Source organism: Rhizobium sp. PDO1-076, from assembly GCF_000247475.1.
Classification (GTDB): domain Bacteria; phylum Pseudomonadota; class Alphaproteobacteria; order Rhizobiales; family Rhizobiaceae; genus Allorhizobium.
Genome location: NZ_AHZC01000244.1, coordinates 1 through 20,365, shown reverse-complemented (window position 1 = coordinate 20,365; position 20,365 = coordinate 1). Strand labels below are relative to the sequence as shown.

Annotated in this window: 20 protein-coding genes and 1 riboswitch; of the genes, 13 read left to right on the top strand and 7 right to left on the bottom strand. The window is 58.6% G+C overall.

What is annotated here, in order from left to right:
* Nucleotides 1-5: 5 nt before the first annotated feature.
* The 7 genes from PDO_RS14160 to PDO_RS14130 all read right to left on the bottom strand — a co-directional run bounded on the left by PDO_RS14160 (nucleotide 6) and on the right by PDO_RS14130 (nucleotide 7,164).
* A complete protein-coding gene (locus PDO_RS14160; protein ID WP_007602841.1) occupies nucleotides 6-782 on the bottom strand; it encodes an L-iditol 2-dehydrogenase in 777 nt (258 codons plus the stop codon).
* Nucleotides 779-1,777, bottom strand: coding sequence for an ABC transporter ATP-binding protein (locus tag PDO_RS14155; protein WP_007602840.1), 999 nt, complete (start codon nucleotides 1,775-1,777; stop codon nucleotides 779-781). The genes PDO_RS14160 and PDO_RS14155 overlap by 4 nt, the downstream gene beginning before the upstream one ends.
* Nucleotides 1,778-1,788: 11 nt before the next feature.
* On the bottom strand, nucleotides 1,789-2,613 hold the full coding sequence (locus PDO_RS14150) for a carbohydrate ABC transporter permease (protein WP_007602839.1): 825 nt from the start codon (nucleotides 2,611-2,613) through the stop codon (nucleotides 1,789-1,791).
* Nucleotides 2,614-2,625: 12 nt separating this feature from the next.
* Complete coding sequence (locus PDO_RS14145; protein WP_007602838.1) at nucleotides 2,626-3,498, bottom strand: carbohydrate ABC transporter permease; 873 nt, start codon at nucleotides 3,496-3,498, stop codon at nucleotides 2,626-2,628.
* Between the two features lie 181 nt (nucleotides 3,499-3,679).
* Entirely contained in the window at nucleotides 3,680-4,993 is a 1,314-nt protein-coding gene (locus PDO_RS14140; RefSeq protein ID WP_007602837.1) for an ABC transporter substrate-binding protein, read from the bottom strand.
* Nucleotides 4,994-5,144: 151 nt separating this feature from the next.
* The gene (locus PDO_RS14135) at nucleotides 5,145-6,098 is read right to left on the bottom strand and encodes a sugar-binding transcriptional regulator (RefSeq protein WP_007602836.1); all 954 of its coding nucleotides are present in this window, start codon (nucleotides 6,096-6,098) and stop codon (nucleotides 5,145-5,147) included.
* A gap of 52 nt (nucleotides 6,099-6,150) precedes the next feature.
* Nucleotides 6,151-7,164, bottom strand: a complete 1,014-nt coding sequence (locus tag PDO_RS14130; protein ID WP_458574654.1) for a UDP-glucuronic acid decarboxylase family protein — start codon at nucleotides 7,162-7,164, stop codon at nucleotides 6,151-6,153.
* Between the two features lie 353 nt (nucleotides 7,165-7,517).
* Nucleotides 7,518-7,748: riboswitch (cobalamin riboswitch) on the top strand.
* A gap of 109 nt (nucleotides 7,749-7,857) precedes the next feature.
* Between PDO_RS14130 and PDO_RS14125 the strand changes: the two genes are divergently transcribed.
* The 13 genes from PDO_RS14125 to PDO_RS14065 form a co-directional block, all read left to right on the top strand.
* Nucleotides 7,858-8,265, top strand: coding sequence for a DUF1636 family protein (locus PDO_RS14125; RefSeq protein ID WP_007602832.1), 408 nt, complete (start codon nucleotides 7,858-7,860; stop codon nucleotides 8,263-8,265).
* Nucleotides 8,262-9,056 (top strand): ABC transporter ATP-binding protein, encoded by a 795-nt coding sequence (locus PDO_RS14120; RefSeq protein WP_007602829.1) that lies wholly within the window; start codon nucleotides 8,262-8,264, stop codon nucleotides 9,054-9,056. The genes PDO_RS14125 and PDO_RS14120 overlap by 4 nt, the downstream gene beginning before the upstream one ends.
* 16 nt (nucleotides 9,057-9,072) lie before the next feature.
* Nucleotides 9,073-10,035, top strand: coding sequence for an ABC transporter substrate-binding protein (locus PDO_RS14115; protein ID WP_007602827.1), 963 nt, complete (start codon nucleotides 9,073-9,075; stop codon nucleotides 10,033-10,035).
* Nucleotides 10,036-10,118: 83 nt separating this feature from the next.
* Nucleotides 10,119-11,129 carry a FecCD family ABC transporter permease gene (locus PDO_RS14110; protein ID WP_007602825.1) on the top strand — a complete coding sequence of 337 codons (1,011 nt, stop codon included), beginning with the start codon at nucleotides 10,119-10,121 and terminating at the stop codon, nucleotides 11,127-11,129.
* Nucleotides 11,130-11,225: 96 nt separating this feature from the next.
* Nucleotides 11,226-12,008 carry a DeoR/GlpR family DNA-binding transcription regulator gene (locus PDO_RS14105; RefSeq protein WP_007602823.1) on the top strand — a complete coding sequence of 261 codons (783 nt, stop codon included), beginning with the start codon at nucleotides 11,226-11,228 and terminating at the stop codon, nucleotides 12,006-12,008.
* A gap of 98 nt (nucleotides 12,009-12,106) precedes the next feature.
* Entirely contained in the window at nucleotides 12,107-13,618 is a 1,512-nt protein-coding gene (gene glpD / locus PDO_RS14100; RefSeq protein ID WP_007602821.1) for a glycerol-3-phosphate dehydrogenase, read from the top strand.
* 47 nt (nucleotides 13,619-13,665) lie between these two features.
* Entirely contained in the window at nucleotides 13,666-14,748 is a 1,083-nt protein-coding gene (locus PDO_RS14095) for an ABC transporter ATP-binding protein (protein ID WP_007602820.1), read from the top strand.
* A 13-nt stretch (nucleotides 14,749-14,761) separates the two neighbouring features.
* Entirely contained in the window at nucleotides 14,762-15,835 is a 1,074-nt protein-coding gene (locus tag PDO_RS14090) for an ABC transporter ATP-binding protein (protein WP_007602818.1), read from the top strand.
* Entirely contained in the window at nucleotides 15,835-16,704 is an 870-nt protein-coding gene (locus PDO_RS14085) for a carbohydrate ABC transporter permease (protein WP_007602815.1), read from the top strand. Before PDO_RS14090 ends, PDO_RS14085 begins: the two co-directional genes overlap by 1 nt.
* A 13-nt stretch (nucleotides 16,705-16,717) precedes the next feature.
* Complete coding sequence (locus PDO_RS14080) at nucleotides 16,718-17,536, top strand: carbohydrate ABC transporter permease (protein ID WP_007602813.1); 819 nt, start codon at nucleotides 16,718-16,720, stop codon at nucleotides 17,534-17,536.
* 10 nt (nucleotides 17,537-17,546) lie between these two features.
* Nucleotides 17,547-17,828, top strand: a complete 282-nt coding sequence (locus PDO_RS14075) for a DUF2160 domain-containing protein (protein ID WP_007602811.1) — start codon at nucleotides 17,547-17,549, stop codon at nucleotides 17,826-17,828.
* Nucleotides 17,829-17,912: 84 nt separating this feature from the next.
* Entirely contained in the window at nucleotides 17,913-19,634 is a 1,722-nt protein-coding gene (locus tag PDO_RS14070; protein WP_007602808.1) for an ABC transporter substrate-binding protein, read from the top strand.
* Nucleotides 19,635-19,713: 79 nt separating this feature from the next.
* Nucleotides 19,714-20,365, top strand: a 652-nt coding sequence (locus PDO_RS14065) for an FGGY family carbohydrate kinase (RefSeq protein ID WP_007602807.1), incomplete at its 3' end; no start/stop codon positions are given.

The window sequence follows — 20,365 nt, the reverse complement described above, 5'->3', positions numbered from 1 at the left end:
GGCGCTCAGCTCATCCAGTTGCCGCCATCGACATTGTATGTCTGGGCGACGATGTAATCGGCTTCCGGTGAGGCGAGGAAAATCGCCATGCCCGTCAGGTCCTCGGCCCGGCCCATGCGACCGAAGGGCACGGCTTCACCGACCAGCCTCTTCTTTTCGCCGCGTGGCAGGTTCTCATGCTTTGCAAACAACGCGTCGACACCGTCCCAGTGTTCGCCGTCGACGACGCCTGGCGCGATGGCATTGACGTTGATGCCGTGCTTGATCAGGTCGAGACCGGCCGATTGCGTGAGCGAGATGATGGCAGCCTTGGTGGCGCAATAGACAGCAACCAGGGCTTCGCCGCGGCGGCCCGCCTGGCTGGCCATGTTGATGATTTTCCCACCCTGGCCGCGGGCTATCATCGATTTGGCGGCTGCCTGCAGCATGAACAGCGTGCCGCTAACATTGATCGAAAACAGGCGATCATAGCTCGCGCGGCTGATCTCGACGATCGGGGCGAGGTCGAACAAGGCGGCATTGTTGATCAGGATGTCCAGCCCGCCCGCCCGTTCCTCGACAGCGCCGATCGCGGCATCAATCGAAGACTGGTCCGTCACGTCGAGATGAACAGGATAGGCACGTGGGCCAATCTCCAAGGCAGTGTCGCTGGCCCGCGCAAAGTCGATATCGGCAATGGCAACTGTTGCGCCTTCGCGGACATAGGCTTCGGCAAACGCGCGGCCTATGCCGCGCGCCGATCCGGTGATCAGAGCCGACTTGCCTGTAAGCCTGCCAGTCATATCGCCAGTCCCTTGTCATTGAACCGGTGAATGCGGTTCGGGTCAGGCGTGATGAACACGGTATCACCGTGTTTCACGGTGAATTCGCCGCCAGCGCGGGTGGTAATATGGCCGATGCCCTCGACATCGACATGCAGGAACGTGTCGGAGCCCAGATGCTCTGCGACAACGACCTTGCCCTTCCACGTGCCTTCGGTCGTCGACAGCGTGACGTGTTCCGGGCGCACACCAATGGTATGGGCATTGTGGGCAGCGGCGAATGCGCCGGAGATCAGGTTCATCTTCGGCGAGCCGATGAAGCCGGCGACAAAGATATTAGCCGGCTTATGATAGAGATCGAGTGGCGAGCCGACCTGCTCGATGCGGCCCTTGTTCAACACGACGATCTTGTCGGCCATGGTCATGGCTTCGACCTGGTCATGCGTGACGTAGATCGAGGTGGCCTTCAGCTGCTGGTGCAACTGGGTGATTTCCAGCCGCATGTTGACGCGCAGCGCCGCATCGAGGTTCGACAGGGGTTCGTCGAACAGGAAGCATTCCGGCGAACGTACGATGGCACGGCCGATGGCGACGCGCTGGCGCTGGCCACCCGAGAGGTTGCGCGGCTTGCGCTCAAGATAGTCCGTCAGGTTGAGGATCTTTGCCGCGTCATTGACCTTGCGGTCGATGTCAGCCTTGTCCATTCCGGCCATTTTCAAGGGAAAGCCGATATTGGAGCGCACGCTCATATGTGGATAGAGCGCATAGGACTGGAACACCATGGCCAGACCGCGCTGCGAAGGGGCCTTGTCGGTGGCGTCGACGCCGTCGATCAGGATCTTGCCGCCGGAGACATCCTCGAGACCGGCGATCAGCCGTAGCAGGGTCGATTTACCGCAGCCCGAAGGGCCGACAAACACCGCGAATTCACCGTCGTTGATCTGCAGGTCGATCGAAGGAATGACCGAGACTTCGCCGAAGGTTTTCGACACGTTCTGAAGTGTGATGCTACCCATTGTGGTCTTCCTTATTTGACGGCGCCGAAGGTCAAGCCGCGGACAAGCTGTTTCTGGCTGAACCAGCCAAGGATCACGATCGGGGCGATGGCCAATGTCGAGGCGGCGGACAATTTGGCCCAGAAAAGCCCCTGTGGAGAAGAGAAGGAGGCGATGAACGCGGTCAGCGGAGCCGCATTCGTCGTCGTCAGCCGGATCGTCCAGAATGCCTCGTTCCAGGCGAGAATGATGTTGAGCAGCATGGTGGAAGCAATGCCGGGGATCGCCATTGGCGTCAGGACGTAGACGATCTCGCCCCACAGTGATGCGCCGTCCATGCGCGCAGCCTCCAGGATTTCGCCTGGAATTTCACGGAAGTAGGTGTAGAGCATCCAGATGACGATCGGCAGATTGATCAGCATCAGCATGATGGTGAGGCCGATGCGGGTGTCGAGCAGCGATGTGTCGCGGAAGATCAGGTAGATTGGCACGAGCACGGCGACCGACGGCATCATCTTCGTCGACAACATCCACATCAGGATGTCCTTGGTGCGCTTGGTTGGCGAAAAGGCCATCGCCCAGGCCGACGGGATGGCGACAAGCAGCGCCAGGATCGTCGAACCGACAGAGATCACGACTGAATTCATGAACGGTTTGAAATAGTCGCGCTGTGTCTGCACCGTGACGTAGTTTTCCAGCGTGAAGGACGGGATCAGCCGGAAACCCTGGATGGCTTCGGTCTCGGTCTTGAGAGACGTGATGATCGTGTAGAGGATGGGGAAGAAGATCACCATCGCGAGAATCCATGCGACGGCCGTGAAGGCGATCTTGCGCTGGGTCGAGACTGTGCGGGCCATGATGTCTTCTCCTTAGCGGTCGAGGTTCTTGCCGACGGCGCGCATCAGGAAGAAGGCGACGATATTGGCGAGGATGACTGCGATGATGCCGCCTGCTGATGCGCCGCCGACGTCATAGCCAAGCAGGGCCGTTCGGTAGATCAGGAAGGGCAGGTTGGTGGAGGCATAGCCGGGCCCGCCATTGGTGGTGACGAGGATTTCCGCGTAGACGCCGAGCAGGAAGATCGTCTGGATCAGGATGACGACGGTGATCGCACGCGCCAGATGCGGCAGGGTCAGATAGATGAACTGGCTGACAAAGCCGGCCCCATCCATCTCGGCCGCTTCCTTCTGCTCACCGTCCAGGGACTGAAGAGCGGTCAGCAGGATCAGTGTCGCAAACGGCAACCATTGCCAGGCGACGATGACGATGATCGAAAACAGCGGATATTGCCCGAACCAGTCGACCGGCTGCAGGCCGAACGCCCGATTGATATCGGCCAGCACGCCGTAGCCGGGATGCATGATCATGTTCTTCCACACCAGCGCGGCAACCGGTGGCATGACGAAGAAGGGCGAGATGATCAGGATACGGACAATACCTTGGCCGAACATTGGCTGGTCGAGCAAAAGGGCGATAGCGATGCCGCCGACCACGGTGATCAACAGAACGCCGCCGACGATCAGCAGCGTGTTCCAGATCGACTGGAAGAAGGCAGGATCGGTATAGAAATATTTGTAGTTGAACAGGCCTGCGAAGCTGACATTGCCTGGATTGAGCAGATTGTAGTTCTGGAACGAGAACCACAGTGTCATCGCCAGCGGCACAATCATCCAGACGAGAAGAAGACCGACGGACGGCGCCATCATGAGACGCGACAGCGTCCGTGTGTTGTGCGTAGCCATGGAAGAACCCACCCTGATGGCCAACACGCGCGGCTGAATTGGCCGGCTGCGTCAGCTCGTTTTCTTGTGTCGGCCAAATTGGCCCGAAGCATCCGCGCCGAACGGCAGGAGAGGCGCGTTGAACTTTTGGTGTCGCCGCCCGGATCGCGATCCGGACGGCTTCATTTCCTTCGGGAGGAAATTACTTGATGTAACCGCCGCGGGTCATTTCGCGCTCGGTGACCTGCTGGGCCTGTGCAAGAGCATCGTCGACTGACATCTGGCCTGCAAGCGCTGCAGAGAACAGCTGGCCGACGGTGGTGCCGAGACCCTGGAACTCCGGAATGGCGACGAACTGCACGCCGACATAAGGCACCGGCTTGACAGTCGGGTTCTTCGGATCAGCCGCATTGATGCTGTCGAGCGTCATCTTGGCGAAGGGAGCCGCCTTCTGGTACTCGGCATTTTCATAGAGCGAGGTGCGCGTGCCCGGAGGAACGTTGGCCCAGCCTTCCTTGGAAGCGACGAGGTTTGCGTATTCCTTGCCGGTTGCCCAGGCGATGAACTTCTCGGCGGAAGCGGTCTTCTGCGAGCCGGCCGGAATGGCAAGGTTCCATGCCCAGAGCCAGTTGCCACGCTTGCCAAGGCCGGTATCAGGCGCCAGGGCGAAGCCGACCTTGTCGGCAACTGTCGAGTCCTTCGGGTTGGTCACGAACGAGGCGGCGACGGTTGCATCGATCCACATGCCGCACTTGCCCTGCTGGAACAGTGCCAGGTTTTCGTTGAAGCCGTTAGACGAAGCGCCCTGCGGGCCAGCGTCGTTCATCAGCTTCACATACATGTCGAGGGTGTTTTTCCATTCCGGCTGATCGAACTGCGGCTTCCAGTTTTCGTCGAACCAGCGTGCGCCGAAAGCATTCGACGTTGCCGTGAGGAACGCCATGTTTTCGCCCCAGCCGGCCTTGCCGCGAAGGCAAATGCCGTTGATGCCGGCTTCGCGGTCGGTCATCTTGCGAGCTGCCTCGCCTATGAATTCCCAGGTCGGCGCGTCAGGCATGGTCAAGCCAGCCTTTTCCATCAGGTCGCGACGGTACATGACCATGGAGCTTTCGCCGTAGAACGGTGCGGCATAGAGCTTGCTGTCGTCGCCGGTAAGGCCCGAACGGATAGCCGGCAGAAGATCGTCGACATCATAGTCCGCGCCGAGATTGTCGAGCGGCAGAAGCCAGCCCTGCTTGGCCCAGATCGGAACTTCATAGGTGCCGATCGTCATGATGTCGTATTGCCCACCCTTGGTCGCGATGTCGGTAGTGACACGTTCACGCAGGACGTTTTCTTCCAGCGTGACCCATTCGACCTGGATGTCGGGGTTCTTCGCGGTAAATTCCGACGTCAGACCCTGCATGCGGATCATGTCGCCATTGTTCACGGTCGCGATGGTGAGGGTTTCGGCAGATGCCATGCCCGCAAGTGCGAGAGCTGAGCATGCACCCAGCAGAAAAGTCTTCAATTTCATGTCTTCCTCCCAGAAGAGAACTGAGCATTCGCTTTGCTCATGGGCAATTACTCACTTCATGGGCATCGAAAGTCAATGGGCATTCCATGCTGCAATGCCGCACAAAATACTCAGTCAATTGAAATGAAAGGATTTAATTTAATCGTTGAGCTCAATTCTTGAGCAGATAACGCGCAGCGTCTTCGTCCGTAATCAGTCCGTTGATGTGCCTGCCGCGTGCCGCAGCGCGGATGGCGGCATGTTTGCGTTGGCCGCGGGCCATGCCAATCACCGTCGAGGTGTCACGCGAGGGAATGGCAAGGCTTGCCACCCGTTCGTTGACGGGGTCATCGAGCAGGCGTCCATCGGGACCAAAGATCCAACCGCAGATTTCACCTGTCGCGCCCGCTGTCAGCAGCGCCTCCATCTCGTTCTGCTGCAGGAAGCCGTCCAGCAGGAGGGGCGCGTTGAGCGTCATCTCGCCGATGCCGACGAAGGCTGCATTGGACGATTTGCCGAGTTCGATCGTCGGGGCGACCAGCGGCTGGCGATGCAAAAGGTCGCGCTCTTCCCGCGACGACACGATAACGGGGAGAGGCATGGGGAAATGCCGGGCCTTGACCGCATCCGCCATCGAAAAGATGACGTTGAAATAGGCGGCCGAGCCATCCGGGCTGATATTGCCGGTCAACGAAACAATCTTGTGCTGTGGGCACTCCATGGGCGAAAGCTGATCGACCATGGCGCGCAGCGTGCGTCCGGTGCCCATGGCAATGACCAGCGGATCGGGCTGTTTCAGCCATCGCTCGAGTTCCGCAGCACCGGCCTCCGCCACGCCGACCGTTGCCGAATCGGAAGCCGGGTCACTGGGGACGATTTCGACATGCTTGAGACCGTATTTGTCTTTGACCGCCTCGCCCAGTTCAAGGCAGGCAGCAATCGGATGGTCGAGCCGGACCTTGATTAGTTTTTCGGCAACCGAGAGCGACACGAGCCTTTGCGCACTCTGGCGCGAGATGCCCATTGCAACCGCGATCTCGTCCTGGGTTCGACCGGCGACATAGTACAGCCAGCCTGCTCTTGCCGCATCATCGAGCCGAGTTTGGCCTTCCTGTCGCTTTGCCATCGAGATCTGACCACCCTTTCGAGATCAGTGCTGCCAATTTTCACCGAGGCTGTCAAACTGCCGAAGCCGCCTCAAGCCTTGCGAGCTGTAAATCAGCAGGTCTGATCATTTGCTTGAACCAGTCGATTGTGTGGCGCAGTCCTTCTTCCAACGGAATTTCGGGCCGCCAGTCGAGAAGATCGACTGCACGACGGATATCTGGTTGCCGCCGCCTTGGGTCGTCGATCGGCAGCGGCAGGTAAACCACATCCTTGCTGGTCGGGATTTCGCGCTGGACCATTTCGGCGAGTTCACAGATGCTGAATTCGTCCGGATTGCCAAGGTTGATCGGCAATGCCGGATTAGGTTCCCGCTCCATCAGCGCGACCAGCCCACGGATCATGTCGGAGACATAACAGAAGGATCGTGTCTGATGTCCCGTTCCGTAGAGGGTGAGCGCGCGGCCGGACAGCGCCTGGACAACCAGATTGGACACGATCCGGCCATCGTCGGGCTGCATGCGCGGGCCATAGGTGTTGAACAGCCTGGCGACGCGGGCATCTACGCGGCCGAGGCGAAAGAGATCGAAACAAAGGGCTTCCGCAGCACGTTTTCCTTCGTCATAGCAGGCGCGCGGACCTGTGCAATTGACCGAGCCGCGGTATTCCTCCGTCTGGGGATGAATTTCGGGATCACCATAGATTTCGCTGGTCGACGCTTGCAGGAAACGGGCACCATGCTGTTCGGCGAGCAGCAGCAGGTTGCCTGTGCCTTTCACGCAGGTCATCATCGTGTGGAATGGATCGGCCTGGTAGCTGGGCGGTGATGCCGCGCAGGCAAGATTGTATATCCTGTCGATCTGCTCGTCGATTTCAAGCGGATCGCAAATGTCGTGCTCGATCAAGGAGAAGCCCTGATTGGCGCGCAGATGTGCAATGTTCTTCTGGGATCCGGTCAGGAAGGAATCGACGCAGATGACCCCGTGACCGTGTCCAAGCAGTTTTTCGCACAGATGTGAGCCGAGAAAGCCCGCTCCACCCGCGACGACGATTGTGTCGCCGTCGCTACCGTCCCGGATCTGCAAAATCGACTACTCCTGCAATTGTACGAATACGTGCCAGTCTGGCCCGCCGGCAAGATATCCTCACCGGATCTGTCCACGACTGCGCCTCCGTAAACCTATCAGGGAAATGGCCGAAAAACACGCCACTGACGAGTACTTTGCACCGGCACGGGAGGTAGTCCAATATTATTTGACGTATGGTTGCAACCATACGTCCGGTGCCGGTCGTTCTGCCGTTTGTGAAATTGCCAAGCCTGAAAAATATGCTGGACAACGTATATGATCGTCGATTATGTAACGATATTACATTACTAAATTGAGGCGATTGATTGAGTGCCTTTGACCATGAGCAGGCTTGACCGAATGCCCCGGCAGGCCCTAAGCATTGGGTCGACGGTTCCCCAATTGGATGACTCCAAGGGGATTAATAGGGAACACGGTGCGGAAGACCCAATTGGGACCAAGACCGTGGCTGCCCCCGCAACTGTAAGCGGATTGCCGTCCATCGTGGTGCGAAAGCACCAGGCCACTGCGAGTTCAATCGTGGGAAGGCAGATGGACAGCAGATATCCGCGAGCCAGGAGACCTGCCGTCACAGAAGAGAAACCGCAACGGACGGGGTGTTCCGATGGAAAAGATCTGGCTTGAAAGCAGCGCATCTGTGCGCTCATTTTACAGTGCCATTTTGCCTCCGGAGATGACCGACGGAGGAAAATCATGGCGACTGCGAAGCAACACACGGTAACCGTCTGTACGGATTGCCGTATAACCGGCACCGCGTGCCGGCCCGGACTTAAGCTTCTTGATCACCTGAACGCGTGTCTGTCGAAGATGGATGCGTCGGACAATCGCGACTTTGCGGTTGAAGGCACCGTCTGCATGGCGGGCTGCCGAAGGCCCTGCACCATCGCTTTCCAGGCAAGCGGCAAGGCCACCTATCTGTTTGGTGATATAGAACCTGACGCCGATATCGAGGCGTTGGTTGCATTCGCCAAACTTTATGGCGAGCGACCCGACGGCATGACCCGAGAAGCAGAGCGTCCCCGCGGGCTCGGCGGCAAGGTTCTGGCGCGCATTCCGGCCTCGGTTCTCGTCTCTGAACAGTCCGGGGAGCATCTCCAGTGAGCTGTGATGCGACCGGCACGTCGATCAACGTGTCCAATCTTGGCTGGGGTCCGAAACCGGGGCTCTTTCTGGTGCGCGGCGTCAATTTCGCGCTTGATGCTGGCGAGCGACTTGCGATCATCGGCCCGAATGGTGCCGGCAAGACATCGCTTTTGCGCTGCCTGTATCGCGGTGTTCCTCCGCGGGAAGGCAAGGTCGAAGTCGGCGGCGAAGACATCTGGCAAATCGGCTCCCGACAGGTTGCGCGCCGCATCGCGGTGGTGCTTCAGGAAATGCCGGCGGACTTTCCATTTAGTGTGCGCGACGTGGTGATGATGGGACGCATACCCTGGCGCGAAGGTCTGACCGGCTGGACCGACGAGGACCGCCACGAGGTTGCCCATGCCCTGGAACACCTGAACCTCAAGCATCTTGCCGCGCGCCAGTTTTCCACGCTTTCGGGAGGCGAGAAACAGCGCGTCCTGGTTGCCCGCGCTCTGACCCAGAAGCCGGAAATCATCATTCTCGATGAGCCGACGAACCATCTCGACATCCGCCACCAGCTCGAGATCCTGAATTTGCTGCGCACGCTCAAGCTCACCATCATCACCACTCTGCACGACATCAATCTTGCCGGTGATTTCGCAACGCATGTCGCGCTGATGTGCGAGGGCCGCATGACCGCATTCGGAACACCGGACCAGGTTCTGACATCCCATGCCGTCTCGACCACGTTCGGCGTTTCGGCCATGGCCCATCCGGTGCCGGGCAACAGCACCGCCCGCTTCTCATTTTCACTCGAAACAGCTTGATTTTAAAGGACTTCTCATGTTTTTCCTACGCCTTGCCACATCCACCGCGAGTTTCGTCGTGTCCGCATTGCTTGCGAGCTCAGCGCTTGCCTATCCGGTGACCGTCAAGAGTTGTAACCGCGACGTGACCTTCGAGGCCGCGCCCAGCCGAGCGGTTTCCAACGACGTCAATCTGACCGAGATGATGCTGGCATTGAAGCTTCAGGATCGCATGGTTGGCTATACCGGCGTCTCCGGCTGGAAGACCCTCGACGCAAAAATCAGGGAGGGCGTCAAGGAACTGCCCGAACTGTCGCCCAAGTATCCGACCAAGGAAGTGTTGCTGAACGCGGACGCCGATTTCTATTTCGCGGGTTGGAACTACGGCATGAAAGTCGGTGGCGAGGTCACCCCGGATACACTGGATGCTTTCAAGATCAAGGTCTACGAACTGGCGGAATCCTGCATTCACATCATGGCTAAGGACAAGCCGACGATGAATGATATGTTTGTCGATCTCGTCAATCTCGGCAAGATCTTCGGCGTCGAAGATCGCGCCAACGAGCTTGTAGCCGGCTATGAAAAAGGCCTTGCTGACGTCCGCACCCGTATCGGCGAGGTGACGGAACCGGTCCGCGTCTTCGTCTATGATTCTGGAACCGAGAAGCCGTTCACCTCCGGCCGATACGGCATTCCCACGGCAATGATTGAAGCCGCCGGCGGCATCAACATCATGGATGATGTCGAGAAAAGCTGGACTGAAGTGTCCTGGGAGCCTGTGATCGAACGAAATCCGCAGGTGATCGTTATCGTCAACTACGGCGACGTGACGGCCGAACAGAAGATCGCCTTCATGATGGAAAACCCGGCCTTCAAGAATCTCGACGCGGTCAAGCAGGACCGTTTCGTTGTTCTCGACTATGTCGAGGCAACGCCGGGACCGCGCAACATCGACGGCATTGGCAGACTGGCTGACGCGTTCCATCCCCGCAATATGTAGAACGACGGAAGTCCCCGAACACGGGCATCACCGGGCGCTGTAGTGTCCGGTGAACTGTATTTTGTCCAGCAGATAGGCGTATGATGACGGTCGGCAGAATATTGATGTGGGCGGCGCTTGCCGTCGCCATAATGGGCCTGTGCCTGACGGCTGGTGTATCCTTTGGAGCCGCGCCCATCCCGTTTACCACGGTCTGGTCGATCATCGCCAACAAGCTTCATCCGGGCTTCACTGAGGCGACTTGGTCTGCCGGACGGGAAAGTATCGTCTGGGATGTGCGCTTCCCGCGCGTGATCCTGGCCGGTCTTGTCGGCTCGGGCCTCGCCGTCGTCGGTGCTGTCCTGCAGGCGGTGACGCGCAATCCACTTGCCGACCCGCATTTGCTTGGTGTCTCCTCGGGCGGCGCGCTGGGCGCGATCGTCGCGCTGCTGCACACAGGATTGATCTTCGGTCTCGTCACCGTGCCCCTGTTTGCCTTCATCGGTGCCCTGTGTGCAATGCTGGCCGTCATGGCGGTCACCCATTACTCCGGGGCTGCGGCCGACCGACTTGTACTGTCGGGTGTGGCCGTCGCCTTTGTCGCGACGGCGCTGGGCAATCTCACGATCTTCCTCGGCGATCCGCGCGCTGCCCATACCGTGGTCTTCTGGATGTTGGGCGGGCTGGGTCTCGCACAGTGGTCGCATCTGCTTTATCCGGCGCTGGCGCTCGGTCTATCATTGATCTGGCTCGTGCTGCGCGCGCGCGAAATCAATGCGCTTGCCATGGGAGACGAGACTGCCGCAACGCTGGGCATCCCAGTCCCGCGTTTTCGAGCACAACTGTTTGTAGTCACGGCGCTTCTGACCGGTGTCATGGTGGCCTTTTCGGGTGCCATCGGATTTGTCGGACTGCTGATCCCGCATGTCGTCCGTCTTCTCGGCGGCAGTGACAATGTCCGCGTCATTCCCCTGTCCGCTTTTGTCGGCGCGATCGTTCTGATCCTGGCCGACATTGCCGCTCGCGTCGTCATGGCGCCAGAAGACATGCCGATCGGCGTTGTCACAGGTCTGGTGGGCGGGCTTGCGTTCATCGTTTTATTGCGTCGCAGATAGTCGCGGTTCATTTTCAATCGGCAATTCCACAGCGTCTATTGCTCGATTTTCGTTTTGGCCTAGGATGAAGCAAAACGAAGAATAGGGGAGGGGACGATGATTTTTTCTGCACGCCAGGCCGAAATCATGGCGATCGCAAAGGAGCAGGGGCGGGTTCTGGTCGATGAACTTGCTGGGCGTTTTGCCGTCACGCCGCAGACTATCCGTAAGGATCTGAACGATCTTTGTGATGCGAAAGCGCTCAATCGCATTCACGGCGGTGCAGTTTTTCCCAATGGAAATGAAAACGTTAAGTACGAGGCGCGTCGATCGATGGCGGCTATCGAAAAACAGGCGATCGGCCGGGCGGCGGCGGCGCTGATCCCCGACAATTCTTCGCTTTTCATCAATATTGGAACAACAACGGAGGCCGTCGGAGAGGCGCTCGTTGATCACAAAGAACTGATGGTGATCACCAATAATATCAATGTCGCCAATCGCTTACGGGTTTATCCCTCGATCGAGGTTGTCATTGCAGGCGGTGTCGTCCGTGGCGCTGACGGGGGCATCGTCGGCGAGGCCGCGGTCGATTTCATCCGCCAGTTCAAGGTCGATTTTGCCGTCATTGGTGTTTCGGCGATTGACGAGGATGGTGCACTGCTGGATTTTGACTTTCGCGAAGTGAAGGTCGCGCAGGCCATTATCGCCAATGCGCGCCATGTTGTCCTGGTCTCAGACGCCTCTAAGTTCGAACGCACTGCCCCCGTCCGTATCGGCCATATATCCCAGGTTCACACCTTCATCACCGATCATTGTCCTTCAACCAACGTCCGGGCGATCTGCCTGGACAAGGAGGTCCAATTGATCGAGACGACACCGTCGAACACTGTTCTTGATTAATCGAATTAACTTTCGTTTGACATTCGTTTTGATTTCATTTTAGATAATCATGCTTTCGCAATTGCAATATATGTTGCACCGCGAAATACGGGGGGATGATGACGGACGAGCCTATCTACGATCTGTTTGTGATCGGTGGCGGTATCAATGGCTGCGGTATTGCCCGCGACGCCGCTGGCCGTGGCTATTCCGTTGCTCTTGCCGAAATGAACGATTTCGCTTCCGGCACCTCGTCCGGCGCGACCAAGCTGATCCACGGCGGCCTGCGCTATCTGGAGCACTACGAGTTTCGACTTGTGCGTGAAGCGCTGATGGAGCGGGAAGTCCTCTGGGCAATGGCCCCGCATGTCATTTGGCCACTACGGTTTGTCCTGCCTTTTCAAAAAGGTGGCATTCGCCCGGCCTGGCTGATCCGTCTTGGCCTCTTCCTCTATGATCATCTTGGCGGCAGAAAGCTGCTTCCGGCAACGAAGACACTGGATCTCCGCCACGATCAGGCCGGAAAGCCGCTGAAGCCGATGTTTTCCAAGGCCTTCGAATATTCAGATGGCTGGGTCGATGATGCCCGCATGGTCGTGCTCAACGCCCGTGACGCGCAAAATCGCGGTGCCAGGATTTTTAGCCGCGCCCGCGTGATATCTGCGCATCGCGAGAGCGGCGTCTGGGTCATCACCACCAAGGCAAAGGGCGATGGGACGACAACCGTTCACCGCGCCCGCATGCTGGTCAATGCTGCTGGCCCCTGGGTTGATCAGGTACTCGCCGGTGCCTTTGGGCGCAACAATGTGCACAATGTCCGCCTCGTGCAGGGCAGTCACATCATTGTCCGCAAGAAATTCTCCGACACCCGCGCCTATTTCTTCCAGAACCCGGATAACCGCATCATCTTCGCCATTCCGTATGAGGGCGACTTTACCCTGATCGGCACAACGGATCGTGACTACACGGATGATCCTAAGGATGTGAAGATCAGTGCGGAAGAGGTAAGCTATCTCTGCAATGCCGCGAGCGAGTATTTCAAGGAACCGGTCGTGCCGGGCGATATAGTCTGGAGCTATTCGGCGGTGCGTCCGCTGTTCGATGACGGCGCATCCAAGGCACAAGAAGCGACACGCGATTACGTTCTGAAGCTCGAGATGACAGACGACGACACGCCGTTGCTCAACGTGTTCGGCGGCAAGCTGACCACTTATCGTCGTCTCGCTGAACATGCCTTGGAGAAAATCGGCGAGGCGATTGGCACTAAGGGCAATGCCTGGACCGCAACCAGTCGGCTGCCGGGCGGCGATTTTCGGGTGACCGGCTATGATGCGATGGTGGAGGATCTTGTCCGCTTCTATCCGTTTCTCGATCGCCGTCACGCGGAACGCTTGATCCGTTGCTACGGTACCGATGCGAAAACCATTCTCGGAAATGCGGCCAAGATCGAAGATCTGGGCCGCCATTTCGGCGGAAGTCTCTACGAGTGCGAATTGCGCTGGTTGATGGAAAACGAGTGGGCAGTCACGGCTGAGGATGTGCTGTGGCGCCGAACGAAACAGGGGCTGTTCCTGTCGCCGGAAGAGGCGCGGGGACTGGAGGAATATCTGGGGGCTGTCGCGGCAACCTAGCCGCGTTATCCCGGATTGCCGAAGGTTTGGAGGAGGCCTGAGGAAATATGTTGGAATTGAAGAACATCTCGAAAATGGCGGGTGGTGAATACCACATTTACCCGACCGACCTGACGTTGCAGCGGGGTTCGCTGAACGTCCTGCTCGGGCCGACGCTTTCGGGCAAGACATCACTGATGCGGCTGATGGCCGGGCTGGACAAGCCGACATCCGGCACGATCCATGTCGACGGCGTCGATGTCACCGGCCAGCCGGTGCAGCAGCGCAATGTCGCCATGGTTTACCAGCAATTCATCAATTATCCCGCTTTGACGGTGTATGAAAACATCGCTTCGCCGATGCGCATTGCCGGCAAGGACGCCGCCACCATTGACCGCGAGGTCCACAAGGCATCGGAACTGTTGCGGCTGACGCCCTATCTTCAGCGCACGCCACTCAGCCTCTCCGGAGGCCAGCAGCAGCGAACGGCGCTTGCCCGTGCCTTGGTGAAGAAGGCGACACTCGTCTTGCTCGACGAGCCCTTGGCTAATCTGGACTACAAGCTCCGTGAGGAATTGCGCGAGGAACTTCCCAAGATCTTTGCCCAATCCGGTGCGATCTTTGTGTATGCGACGACAGAACCGTCGGAGGCATTGCTGCTGGGTGGCAATACCGCAACCCTGAGCGAAGGACGTGTCACGCAGTTTGGCGAGACCATTGCAATCTATCGACAGCCGGTCGATCTCCTGACGGCGAAAACCTTCGCCGACCCGCCGCTGAACACCTTGGGCCTGGTGAAATCCGGCCAACGGTTCCTTCTGGCCGACCGCCATGTGCTTGACGTTCCAACGCATCTCGCAGGTGTTGCGGACGGACCGCTCACGGTCGCCTTCCATCCGCATCATCTGTCTCTTTCTGCTACGCCGTATGCCGCCAAGCCTCTGCAGGCCCGGACGCTGGTGTCGGAAATCGCCGGATCGGAAAGCTTCATCCACGTCGAATTTGCCGGTGCGCGCTGGGTGATCCTGGCGCATGGCATTCACGACATCGATCCGGACAAGGAAATCGATGTCTATATCGACACCCGTCACCTGATGGCGTTCGACGCGCAAGGCCTGTCCTTGCTCGCCCATGCCAGCATGGCCGCTTGAGGGGAGGCGCGACATGGCACGCATCAATCTCGACCATATCCGCCACGCCTACTCGCCCGCTGCACGCGCTGCCGGCGACTATGCGCTGAAGGAAGTCCATCACGAATGGGCCGACGGCGGCGCCTATGCACTGCTCGGCCCTTCGGGCTGCGGCAAGACGACCTTGCTCAACATCATTTCCGGCCTGATCAATCCGTCGGACGGCAAGATCCTGTTCGATGGCGTCGATGTGACCAATCTCTCGACCCAGGCCCGCAACATCGCCCAGGTGTTCCAGTTTCCGGTCGTCTACGACACGATGAGCGTCTACGACAATCTGGCCTTCCCCTTGCGCAACCGGCATGTACCGGAAGATCAGGTGCATCGCCGGGTGACGGAAATCCTCGAGATGACCGATCTCGCTGCCATGGCGAAGAAGACGGCACAGGGCCTGACAGCGGACCAGAAACAGAAGATTTCGCTCGGTCGCGGCCTGGTTCGCGCCGATGTCAACGCGATCCTGTTCGACGAACCGCTGACGGTTATCGATCCGCACATGAAATGGGTGCTGCGCTCGCAGTTGAAGCGCCTGCATCGTCAGTCCGGCTTTACCATGGTTTATGTCACCCATGACCAGACCGAAGCCCTGACTTTCGCCGACAAGGTCGTGGTGATGTATGACGGCCAGATCGTCCAGATCGGCACGCCGGCCGAACTGTTCGAAAAGCCCAGCCATACGTTTGTCGGCTATTTTATCGGCTCACCCGGCATGAATGTTCTGCCCGCTGCCGTGAACGGCGCGACTGCGACCGTCGGCGACCAGTCGATCGCCCTTCCTGGGGCACCGAAATTGTCGGGTCAGTCCAGGATCGAGCTCGGCATTCGCCCCGAGTTTGTCAGCCTTGGTCGCGAGGGCATGCCGATTTCGATTTCAAAGGTCGAGGACATTGGCCGCCAGAAGATCATTCGCACACGTTTCTGCGATCATCCGATGTCGATCGTCGTTGCAGAGGATACCGACATTCCATCGGATCCGAAGGTGACATTCGCACCCCAGGCGATCGGCATCTATGCCGACAGCTGGCGTGTTGGCATGGAGGCCAAGTGATGAACAAGACCTGGAACAACAAAGCCTGGTTCATGGTCATTCCGGTATTGGTACTGGTGGCCTTCTCCGCAGTCATCCCGCTGATGACCGTCGTCAACTATTCGGTACAGGATACGTTCGGCAACAATGAGTTCTTTTGGGCCGGCACGGACTGGTTCACGGAAATCCTGTCCTCGGACCGGTTCTGGAATGCACTGGCACGCAACCTGATTTTCTCGATGATCATCTTGGCGATCGAGGTGCCGCTTGGCATCTTCATCGCGCTCAACATGCCGAAAAAGGGCCTGGGCGTGCCGGTTTGCCTCGTCCTGATGGCATTGCCGCTTCTCATTCCGTGGAACGTCGTCGGCACGATCTGGCTGGTCTTCGGCCGTGTCGATATCGGCCTCCTAGGCTATACGCTGAGTGCCTTGGGCATCGAATACAACTTCACCCAGAACCCGATCGATGCCTGGATCACCGTCATCGTGATGGATGTCTGGCACTGGACAAGCCTTGTCGTGCTGCTCTGCTATGCCGGCCTGGTGTCGATCCCGGATGCCTATTATCAGGCCGCCAAGATCGACGGCGCCTCGCGCTGGTCCGTCTTCCGCTTCATCCAGCTGCCGAAGATGAAACGCGTGTTGTTGATTGCCGTCCTGCTGCGTTTCATGGATTCATTCATGATCTACACCGAACCCTTCGTCGTCACCGGCGGTGGCCCCGGCAATTCGACCACCTTCCTGTCGATCGACCTCGTCAAGATGGCCGTCGGACAGTTCGACCTTGGCCCGGCGGCCGCCATGTCGATCATCTACTTCCTGATCATCCTGGCCCTGTCCTGGATCTTCTACACCGTCATGACCGTCAGCGATGCCCAGGGCGAATAAGGGAGGAGAACCGATGAGCAATTCCGACAACCGTTCAAGCTTCGGCTTCCTGGTCCCGACGATCTACATCGTCTTTCTGCTGTTGCCGATCTATTGGCTGGTCAACATGAGCTTCAAGAGCAATGGGGAGATCCTCGGTGCTTTTTCGCTCTGGCCGCAGGACCCGACGATCCGCAACTACATGGTGATCTTTACAGATCCGTCCTGGTACAACGGCTATATCAACTCGATCATCTATGTCGTGCTGAACACGCTGATCTCGGTGACCGCGGCTTTGCCGGCGGCCTATGCCTTCTCGCGCTATCGTTTTCTCGGCGACAAGCATCTGTTCTTCTGGCTGCTGACCAACCGCATGGCGCCGCCGGCCGTCTTTGCGCTGCCTTTTTTCCAGCTCTATTCGGCCTTCGGCCTGATCGACACGCATATCGCGGTCGCCATCGCCCATTGCCTGTTCAATGTGCCGCTGGCCGTCTGGATCCTGGAAGGCTTCATGTCGGGCGTACCGAAGGAGATCGACGAGACCGCTTATATCGACGGCTATTCCTTCCCGAGGTTCTTCGTGAAGATTTTCATGCCGCTGATCGCGTCGGGCATCGGTGTCGCCGCCTTCTTCTGCTTCATGTTCTCCTGGGTCGAGCTTCTGATTGCCCGCACCCTGACCACGACGGATGCCAAGCCGATCGCCGCGACGATGACGCGCACGGTCTCGGCTTCGGGCATGGACTGGGGTGTTCTGGCCGCGGCCGGCGTCCTCACCATCATACCCGGTGCCCTGGTCATCTATTTCGTCCGCAACTACATCGCCAAGGGCTTTGCCCTGGGTCGCGTCTGAGGAGGCTACAATGGATTTCACATGGATGGCCTGGACGTTGCCAACCGCGATCTTTTTCCTGGTGATCCTGGGACTGATCGCCTCGATGGCGGTATGGGAATATCTTGTCCCGGGTGGCAGCCCGCGCATCGGCATTCTGCATTTCGAGACGACCCGCGGCGACCGGCTTTTCGTGTCCTTGCTCGGCTCGGCATTCATTCATCTCGCATGGCTCGGTCTGATCGGACCGAGCCTGTGGTGGGCTCTCGCTCTGTCTGTGGTCTACGCCATCGGCGTGTTCCGCTACGTCTAGAGCAAGAAAAGGCGGGTGGCGGCGGGAGGTCGCCATTCTATCGACTGTTTAGACACTGCAATCGCAACCTTAGGGAGGATGACTATGCGACGGCACCTTATGACGACGACGGCAGCTGTGCTGCTGGCAATGACCGGCTCGGCTTATGCCGGTATGGACGAGGCAAAACAGTTCCTGGACAAGGAAGTCGGCGACATGTCGACGCTCGACCGCGCCGCGCAGGAAGCGGAAATGCAGTGGTTCATCGATGCAGCGAAGCCATTCACCGGCATGGATATTAAGGTGGTCTCCGAAACCATCACCACGCATGAATACGAATCCAAGGTTCTGGCACCGGCATTCACCGCGATCACCGGCATCAAAATCACCCATGACCTCATCGGCGAAGGCGATGTCGTCGAAAAGCTGCAGACACAGATGCAGTCGGGCGAGAACATCTATGACGCCTATGTCAACGACTCGGACCTGATCGGCACCCATTGGCGCTACCAGCAGGCCCGTTCGCTGACCGATTGGATGGCCAATGCCGGCAAGGACGTGACCAATCCCGGTCTCGATCTGAACGACTTCATCGGCCTGAAATTCACCACATCGCCGGACGGCAATCTCTACCAGCTGCCCGACCAGCAGTTCGCGAACCTCTACTGGTTCCGCTATGACTGGTTCAACGACGATAAGAACAAGGCCGACTTCAAGGCGAAGTATGGCTACGACCTCGGCGTTCCGGTCAACTGGTCGGCTTACGAGGATATTGCCGAGTTCTTCACGGGTCGTGAAGTCGATGGCAAGAAAGTCTATGGCCACATGGACTACGGCAAGAAGGACCCGTCGCTCGGCTGGCGCTTCACCGACGCCTGGCTCTCTATGGCCGGCAATGGCGACAAGGGCCTGCCGAACGGTCTACCGGTCGACGAATGGGGCATCAAGGTCGATGAGAATTCCCGTCCGGTCGGCTCTTGCGTTGCCCGTGGCGGCGATACCAATGGTCCGGCTTCCGTCTATGCCATCCAGAAATACCTGGATTGGCTGAAGGCCTATGCACCTGCATCCGCTGCCGGCATGACCTTCTCCGAATCCGGCCCGGTTCCGGCCCAGGGCGAGATCGCTCAGCAGATGTTCATGTACACTGCCTTCACCGCCGACATGGTCAAGGACGGCCTGCCGGTGGTCAATGCGGACGGCACGCCGAAGTGGCGCTTTGCCCCAAGCCCGCATGGCGTCTACTGGAAGGACGGCATGAAGCTCGGCTATCAGGACGTGGGCTCCTGGACGCTGATGAAGTCCACCCCGGACGACCGCGCCAAAGCAGCCTGGCTCTACGCCCAGTTCGTCACTTCCAAAACGGTTGACGTCAAGAAGAGCCATGTCGGCTTGACGCTGACCCGTGAGTCGACGATCCAGCACCAGAGCTTCACCGACCGTGCGCCGAAGCTTGGCGGTCTGATCGAGTTCTATCGTTCGCCGGCCCGCGTCCAGTGGTCGCCGACCGGTACCAACGTTCCGGACTATCCGAAGCTGGCTCAGCTGTGGTGGCAGGCAATCGGCGATGCATCCTCGGGTGCTAAGACGTCACAGGAAGCCATGGATTCGCTGTGCGCCGAACAGGAAAAGGTCATGCAGCGCCTGGAACGCGCAGGCGTCCAGGGTGACTTCGGTCCTAAACTCGCCGAGGAAAAGACCCTCGAAGAGTGGAACGCCGATGCTGTCGCAAAGGGTAACCTTGCGCCGCAGTTGAAGGTCGAGAACGAAAAAGAAAAGCCGATCACCGTCAACTATGACGAACTGGTCAAGAGCTGGCAGAAGTAAGCCGGCAAATATGCCGAATTGACAATTGCCGGGGCGCTTCTTACGCCCCGGCTTCTTCTATGAGGGAGCTTGAGACCTGATGAGCGGTTACATTCTGGCGATCGACCAGGGAACAACGTCGACGCGTTCGATGATCTTCGATCAAGATATGCAGATTGTCGGAGTCGCCCAGCAGGAGTTCACCCAGCATTTCCCCGATTCCGGCTGGGTCGAACATGATGCCGAGGAGATCTGGCAGAGTGTCTTGAAGACGATCGACAGGGCGGTCGCCGCAGCCGACATCAAGATCGGCGACGTGACCGCGATCGGAATCACCAATCAGCGCGAGACCGTTGTGGTCTGGGACCGCGAAACCGGGAAGCCCGCGCATCGTGCGATTGTCTGGCAGGACCGCCGAACAGCTCGTTTTTGTGATGAACTGAAGGCGAGGGGCCTGGAGCCGCTTTTCACGGAGAAGACCGGCCTGCTGCTCGACCCCTATTTCTCTGGCACCAAGCTGTCCTGGCTGCTGAAGAATGTCGACGGCATGAAGGAACGTGCCGCAAAGGGCGAACTTTGCTTCGGCACGGTCGATAGCTGGCTCATCTACAAGCTGACCGGCGGCAAGGTCCATGCCACGGATGCGACCAATGCCTCGCGCACATTGATCTATGACATCAGCGAAAATCAATTCGACGACGAGTTGCTGCAGATCCTCGAGATCCCGCGGGCGATGCTTCCGGAGGTCAAGG

Coding starts and splice junctions, on each gene's coding strand:
- PDO_RS14160 (WP_007602841.1), bottom strand. CDS start 782: ATGACTGGCAGGCTTACAGGCAAGTCGGCTCTGATCACCGGATCGGCG.
- PDO_RS14155 (WP_007602840.1), bottom strand. CDS start 1,777: ATGGGTAGCATCACACTTCAGAACGTGTCGAAAACCTTCGGCGAAGTC.
- PDO_RS14150 (WP_007602839.1), bottom strand. CDS start 2,613: ATGGCCCGCACAGTCTCGACCCAGCGCAAGATCGCCTTCACGGCCGTC.
- PDO_RS14145 (WP_007602838.1), bottom strand. CDS start 3,498: ATGGCTACGCACAACACACGGACGCTGTCGCGTCTCATGATGGCGCCG.
- PDO_RS14140 (WP_007602837.1), bottom strand. CDS start 4,993: ATGAAATTGAAGACTTTTCTGCTGGGTGCATGCTCAGCTCTCGCACTT.
- PDO_RS14135 (WP_007602836.1), bottom strand. CDS start 6,098: ATGGCAAAGCGACAGGAAGGCCAAACTCGGCTCGATGATGCGGCAAGA.
- PDO_RS14125 (WP_007602832.1), top strand. CDS start 7,858: ATGGCGACTGCGAAGCAACACACGGTAACCGTCTGTACGGATTGCCGT.
- PDO_RS14115 (WP_007602827.1), top strand. CDS start 9,073: ATGTTTTTCCTACGCCTTGCCACATCCACCGCGAGTTTCGTCGTGTCC.
- PDO_RS14110 (WP_007602825.1), top strand. CDS start 10,119: ATGACGGTCGGCAGAATATTGATGTGGGCGGCGCTTGCCGTCGCCATA.
- PDO_RS14105 (WP_007602823.1), top strand. CDS start 11,226: ATGATTTTTTCTGCACGCCAGGCCGAAATCATGGCGATCGCAAAGGAG.
- glpD (WP_007602821.1), top strand. CDS start 12,107: ATGACGGACGAGCCTATCTACGATCTGTTTGTGATCGGTGGCGGTATC.
- PDO_RS14095 (WP_007602820.1), top strand. CDS start 13,666: ATGTTGGAATTGAAGAACATCTCGAAAATGGCGGGTGGTGAATACCAC.
- PDO_RS14090 (WP_007602818.1), top strand. CDS start 14,762: ATGGCACGCATCAATCTCGACCATATCCGCCACGCCTACTCGCCCGCT.
- PDO_RS14085 (WP_007602815.1), top strand. CDS start 15,835: ATGAACAAGACCTGGAACAACAAAGCCTGGTTCATGGTCATTCCGGTA.
- PDO_RS14080 (WP_007602813.1), top strand. CDS start 16,718: ATGAGCAATTCCGACAACCGTTCAAGCTTCGGCTTCCTGGTCCCGACG.
- PDO_RS14075 (WP_007602811.1), top strand. CDS start 17,547: ATGGATTTCACATGGATGGCCTGGACGTTGCCAACCGCGATCTTTTTC.
- PDO_RS14070 (WP_007602808.1), top strand. CDS start 17,913: ATGCGACGGCACCTTATGACGACGACGGCAGCTGTGCTGCTGGCAATG.